This is a genomic window from Acinetobacter sp. GN11, assembly GCF_054823985.1.
In genome coordinates this window covers 1-5,804 of sequence record NZ_JRVL01000176.1, presented here as the reverse complement: position 1 = coordinate 5,804, position 5,804 = coordinate 1, and the positions used below count along the sequence as shown (strand labels likewise).

Sequence of the window (5,804 nt, the reverse complement as noted above, 5' to 3'; positions counted from 1 at the left end):
CAAGTTATATTTGTCATTTTTAAATGACTCAAATGATTAAAGTTCAAGGATATATTATGTCTAATACAAATACTGGTACAGTAAAGTGGTTTAACGAAACTAAAGGTTTCGGTTTTATTCAACAAGAATCTGGTCCAGATGTATTTGCCCATTTTAAAGAAATCGCTTCTTCTGGCTTCAAAACTTTACATGAAGGCCAAAAAGTAACGTTTAATATCACTCAAGGACAAAAAGGTCCAAGTGCTGTGAATATTATTCCACAGTAATAAGTGATAAATAAAAAAGCCCTGAATATTCAGGGCTTTTTTATTTATATACTTTTTATATCCACCGACGGTGACGCTCCAAAAAAGCGTTTATATTCTCTGGAAAATTGCGACAAACTTTCGTAACCGACCTGAATACTGGTTGTTGAAATATCACATTCTTCGGTCATCAATAAACGCCGTGCTTCAGTTAACCTCATTCTTTTTTGATATTGTAAGGGACTCATCGAGGTTATATCCCTAAAATGTTGATGAAAACTAGAGGCGCTCATCCCCATTGTGCTTGCCAGTTCTTCAACGCTAAAGGATTTTGCAAAATTTGTTTTCAACCATTCAATCGCTTTCACAATTCGATGACCTGTAGTTCCTGCCGCCACAATGCGTTTAAGTCGATCACCTTGTGGACTCATCAATAAACGATAAAAAATTTCCTTAATAATAAGGGGAGATAAGACGGGGATGTCTTGTGGCGTATCCAATAATTTTATTAACCGTATAAAAGCATCATTCAGCTCTGAATTGACTACTCCGACAGCCATTCCTTTTTTTTCAGTATTTACGTCTTTAAAAGGAATATGGGCTTCAAGCATGATTTGGGCAAGTACATAGGGATCTAGTCGTAGCACTATTGAAAGATAAGGTTGTTCGACCGAAGCTTCAAGAACTTGAGCGATGACAGGCAGGTCAATTGCAGTAAAAAGGAAATGGTTAGAGTCGTAAGTGTAGGCTTCTTCGCTAAGAATCACCTGTTTTTTACCTTGAGCAATCATACATAGACTGGCATCCATCATACTGCTATTGGGTTGGGTCAATGTTTCTGCACGAAATAAAGTCAGTCCCGTAATAGGTGTTTCAAATGTACCTTTTGCTCGGGTCCATTGATCGACAAGTTGAGCCAGTGTTTCGTTATTGCCTAGAGACATATTCGCCATTCAGATTTCACCTATTGCCATCTGTGTTTTTATTGTAGGCATTTCAAATAAGAAAAATAGAGAGAATTGCAACAATTCGGAGGATTAGGCAAATCTGTGAGAGGAATAGAACAACGCCTATCAACTTTCATTTTTATACTGTTTTAACAATGCTTCATCCTGAGTCTTCTCCTTCAATAGAAGACGTTGGTAGCAATCTAGGAAAAAAGATGAATGTTAAAACAGTCACTTTTGTGACCACTTTATTTATCTCAATGGGAGTACCCGCAATGGATAAACAACCAGTCACCGCATCCCAGACCATCAAAAAAGCCAGCCAGCAGCAAGTCATTGACGGCCCTGATAATATTTTTACAGGAACTGTCGCGATTAAACCATTAACTGATGTTACTGAAGGGATAAATGCTGCAAGCGCATATGTGAGCTTTAATGCGAGTGCCCGTTCATTTTGGCACACCCATCCTAAAGGGCAATATTTGATTGTGACACAAGGAGAAGGTCTTGTGCAGGAATGGGGTAAACCTGCAGAAAAGATTTCCACAGGAGATGTGATTTATTGCCCACCAGGTGTCAAACACTGGCATGGCGCAAGTGGACATTCTGCTATGACTCATCTTGCTTTAACTGCAACTGATGAAAATGGCAAAAATGTGGACTGGTTAGAGCCTGTGTCGGATGAGCAATATAAAGAGGCAGGTAAGTCTAAATAAGGTTGAACCACAATTTTTTTATAGCAACTGCATTTGTAATTCTGAATAAACATTCAGAAATGAAAACTTATCTTACCCATTAAATATGAGAGAAAAAATATGACAATTGAAGTTTTAGGTTATGCCGCGCTGTCATCAGAAACTCCTTTAGTTCCGTTTAAGTTTGAACGTAGAACTCCACGTGAAGATGATGTTGTCATTCAAATTGAATATTGTGGTGTTTGCCATTCCGACCTACATCAAGCTAAAAACGATTGGGGATTTAGTGCTTATCCATTAGTTCCGGGTCATGAAATTGTAGGTCGAGTAACCTCGATCGGTGCCAAAGTCACGAAATATAAGGTCGGTGACCTCGTAGGAATTGGCTGTATGGTCGATTCATGCCGTACTTGTTCTGCTTGCCATTCAGGACTAGAGCAGTATTGTGAAGAAGGTAACACCCAGACTTATGGCAGTGTAGATCGTCATGATCAACGACCAACCTATGGTGGATATTCTCAAACCATTACTTGTAGCCAAGATTTTGTATTAAAAGTACCTGAAAATCTGGATGCTCGAGCTGTACCACCACTACTGTGTGCTGGTATTACGACTTGGTCGCCGCTGCGTCACTGGAATGTTGGAAAGGGCAGTAAAGTCGCAGTCGTTGGCTTAGGTGGTTTAGGGCACATGGCGATTAAACTTGCAAATGCTCTAGGCGCAGAAGTGACACTATTTACTCGTTCAGCAAACAAAGAACAGGATGCAAAACAACTCGGAGCGCATCATGTTGTGTTATCAACAGATGAGGCCCAAATGCAGTCAGTCACAAATCAATTTGATTTAATTATTGATACTGTGCCTTATAACCATGACTTGAAGCCTTATATTCCAACTTTAGCTTTAAATGGAACAATTGTGCTGGTTGGATATTTGGGTGAAATTAGCGCAAATTCAATACCTATGATTTTAGGAAGAAAATCAATTGCAGGTTCAGTGATTGGTGGAATTAAAGAAACACAAGAGTTACTTGATTTCTGTGGTGAACATAACATCGTTTCTGAGGTCGAGATGATTGATATGCAAAACATTAATGAAGGTTTTGAACGTATGCTAAAGAGCGATGTGAAGTATCGTTTTGTGATTGATATGAAAACTTTAGCTGATCATTAATCTGGTTTGATCTGGGCTGTGCATTCTTCCATTAGGATGCACAGTTAATATTTGTGTTTATCTCTGAATTGTTTCGGTGTCTCTCCTGTAACGCTTTTAAAAAATCTGGAAAAATTATCTGCGTTGCTATAACCTAATTTTTTAGATATTTCATTGATATTTTTATTATTCTGTATAAGTAAGGTTTTGGCCAACTCAATTCTAATTTCATTCTTTAGTTTTAATATAGTGTAACCCTCACTAGCAAGTTGGCGGGCTAAAGTCCGTTCAGGCATATTCATTGATCTTGCTACAGAATCATTACTCATGAATTTATTCTGCTTTAGATGTTTTGTTAACACCTCTTTTACTCTTGCTGTAACAGGATTTTTGTTTTTTGATGAGTCGTTAATGGCTTGTAGTGAAGATTTAGATTGATTATAAACACCTGCACTAGAAGTAATTAATGAAGTATTGAGAATTGATTTAGGGAATACTAGATAGTTTCCCTTGGCATTGAAATGCACGTCTATTCCTAACTGCTCTTTATAAATATTAGGATTGAAATCTGAGACATGAGAAAAAAAACATTGAATATTTTCCGGACGTTTTGATAAAAAAGGTGCTATCTGAAAGATTGCTAAGGGGATTAACTCAGCAAAAAAATTATCATATTCGCCAAAGCTACATGTTGGGTTAAAAAGTAAATAAACTTCATCTTTTATGTCTTTTCGTTCTACATGAAAACTAGGCATTAACAATGGAAAAAACTCAAGAGCTGCATTCAACGCATCCTCAAGTTTTGGAGATGTCATCGCTAAAACACCCATTAAACCATGTGCAGTTATTGGAAAGTAATCTAGAACTTGTAAGCAATAAGGTTTTTTTTCATGACAAAAATTAAGTGTTGATTTATAAACATGAAGTAATTTCTCCCCATCTATCATCATCATGGGGACCATTAGATTTTCAACTTTTAATCCGCATGCTTCCATAATTGGTTCAAAATCACCATCAGCAGCGTTGACCAATGATTGACAAATTTCCAAATACTGTATTGGAAAAAGTAAGTCTTTTAAGGGCTTTAATGACGCGGGTTCCATAAATCAACCTATATTATCGATGTTTTTATGGCTTTTAATCACGCTGGAGCAGATTTAAGCGGCAGAAAACAGCAATCATGATAGCTGCAAAATGGCTGAAAATGATAGGTCTTTGGCTGCAATCAACCATACAAACTGTCTTAAATTTAAGAAATTGAATAACAGTGTGTATGAGATCTAATGATGCAATTTGACGAATATAATAAGTTTGGATATGTGATGCCAGACAATGAGCTACTACAACAGCGCGTTTTAAAAGCTTTTGAGATAGCATCAAAACCAGCGCCTAATCATGTTGCTCAATCATCACTAAAAGACATTGACTTGGAAGCATGGCAATACATTGGTGACCCCTTAGCTGAGGCCTTAATTTTTGAACTCCGTGCTCATAATATGATGAGTCGCGATATTTATGGTGCTGCACGATTATTACAAGAAAAGGGTAATCTAGCAGCTAACAACTTTTTCGCTGACGTTGAATTTGTCCCAGAATGGGCTGATTTTGAACAGATGCGTTTGGGTGCAAAAATGGGGTTGCGGAATCCAATAGGGTTGTTTTTTGGATTACATGGCGCACTACCATATACCTATACCTATCCAAATGTTGCAAATGTCATGGCGTCTACTGGGCGACTTGATAAAAAGGGTGATTTTCCTAGACGCTTTTGGGAAACCGCAACAGGATTTATAGGGGCATTTGATGTAGATGGAATGAAGCCTCTAGGTAAAAGCTGGCAAATCTGGGTGCGTATTCGTTTGATGCATACGATGGTGAGAATGGGGATTCTTAAGAGTGGAAGGTGGAAATCTGATTCTACAACTCCGATTGATCAGCTCACTACCGCAGGCGGTGTCTATGTATTTGGTCAATATCGGGTCAATATTGTTAAAGCGCTTGGTGGCAGGGTTAGTGATGCCGAGGCCGATAGTTATAACTTAATGTGGAGATGGATCACGCGAGTTCTGGGTGTAGTTCCAGAATTACTCGGCCAAACGAATGAAGAGCAGCAAGCATTAGATAAACTGATTCATGAATATTCATATACTGTTAATACTAGCTCAGTTGAACTCACACAGGCTATGATTAATGGACTTACAGAAATTCCTCATTTCTTACTGTCCAGAGATTTACACGCAGCGATCGTTAAATACTTATTATCACCTCAATATACATTGCCTGCAGGTAAAAATTTAGCTTATGATCTTCAAGTTAATTCATCCGTGTGGGCAAAAATTTTAGCTCAACCAATTATTGGAAGTTTAAAAATATCTTCAAAAGCAACGCAGTTACCACTTATTCGCAATGTTATCGAAAGATACGGACAAGCAACGCTCGAAGCTTTTATTCACAAGCAATTGGGTGAAAATAAAGCAGACTATCGTACCAAAAATTAAGGTTATATAGTCTGTAGATTTCTAAGGTAAAAAGTCTATCTAGACGATGCATCTGGAGAATGGGCTTTGCTTAAGACCAAACTTTATTTTCTTAGTAAACAACATTGAAACCTTATATTACATCAAACTTTATCTGATCATTAATCTGGTTTTATCTGGGCTGTGCATTCTAACATTAGGGTACATAGCTCAAAAAACTCTCTAAACTAAGGCAGTATTATTAAGCCAATATTTAAGGTTTTTCTTAATTATGTAATTAAATGAAAA

At 37.5% G+C, this 5,804-nt stretch carries 6 protein-coding genes; 4 read left to right on the top strand and 2 right to left on the bottom strand.

Annotated features, from left to right (window positions below; genetic code table 11):
• Positions 1-56: 56 nt before the first annotated feature.
• Positions 57-266 carry a cold-shock protein gene (locus tag NL42_RS14760; RefSeq protein WP_252613113.1) on the top strand — a complete coding sequence of 70 codons (210 nt, stop codon included), beginning with the start codon at positions 57-59 and terminating at the stop codon, positions 264-266.
• A gap of 44 nt (positions 267-310) precedes the next feature.
• Here the strand turns inward: NL42_RS14760 and NL42_RS14755 are convergent, their stop codons facing one another.
• Positions 311-1,198: an AraC family transcriptional regulator gene (locus NL42_RS14755; protein WP_461313307.1), complete on the bottom strand. Its 888-nt coding sequence runs from the start codon at positions 1,196-1,198 to the stop codon at positions 311-313.
• Between the two features lie 209 nt (positions 1,199-1,407).
• Between NL42_RS14755 and NL42_RS14750 the strand changes: the two genes are divergently transcribed.
• Together NL42_RS14750 and NL42_RS14745 are read left to right on the top strand one after the other, a co-directional pair.
• Positions 1,408-1,908 carry a (R)-mandelonitrile lyase gene (locus NL42_RS14750; protein WP_461313306.1) on the top strand — a complete coding sequence of 167 codons (501 nt, stop codon included), beginning with the start codon at positions 1,408-1,410 and terminating at the stop codon, positions 1,906-1,908.
• Positions 1,909-2,007: 99 nt separating this feature from the next.
• Positions 2,008-3,060, top strand: coding sequence for an NAD(P)-dependent alcohol dehydrogenase (locus NL42_RS14745; protein WP_461313305.1), 1,053 nt, complete (start codon positions 2,008-2,010; stop codon positions 3,058-3,060).
• A gap of 44 nt (positions 3,061-3,104) precedes the next feature.
• On the opposite strand, the gene NL42_RS14740 is transcribed toward NL42_RS14745, so the two are convergent.
• Entirely contained in the window at positions 3,105-4,142 is a 1,038-nt protein-coding gene (locus tag NL42_RS14740) for an AraC family transcriptional regulator (protein WP_461313304.1), read from the bottom strand.
• A gap of 180 nt (positions 4,143-4,322) precedes the next feature.
• On the opposite strand from NL42_RS14740, the gene NL42_RS14735 reads away from it, so the two are divergent.
• Positions 4,323-5,537 carry an oxygenase MpaB family protein gene (locus NL42_RS14735; protein WP_461313303.1) on the top strand — a complete coding sequence of 405 codons (1,215 nt, stop codon included), beginning with the start codon at positions 4,323-4,325 and terminating at the stop codon, positions 5,535-5,537.
• Positions 5,538-5,804 lie beyond the last annotated feature (267 nt).

Excerpts from the sequence above, each read along its gene's own strand:
- NL42_RS14760 (WP_252613113.1), top strand. The coding sequence starts at position 57 with ATGTCTAATACAAATACTGGTACAGTAAAGTGGTTTAACGAAACTAAA.
- NL42_RS14755 (WP_461313307.1), bottom strand. The coding sequence starts at position 1,198 with ATGGCGAATATGTCTCTAGGCAATAACGAAACACTGGCTCAACTTGTC.
- NL42_RS14750 (WP_461313306.1), top strand. The coding sequence starts at position 1,408 with ATGAATGTTAAAACAGTCACTTTTGTGACCACTTTATTTATCTCAATG.
- NL42_RS14745 (WP_461313305.1), top strand. The coding sequence starts at position 2,008 with ATGACAATTGAAGTTTTAGGTTATGCCGCGCTGTCATCAGAAACTCCT.
- NL42_RS14740 (WP_461313304.1), bottom strand. The coding sequence starts at position 4,142 with ATGGAACCCGCGTCATTAAAGCCCTTAAAAGACTTACTTTTTCCAATA.
- NL42_RS14735 (WP_461313303.1), top strand. The coding sequence starts at position 4,323 with ATGATGCAATTTGACGAATATAATAAGTTTGGATATGTGATGCCAGAC.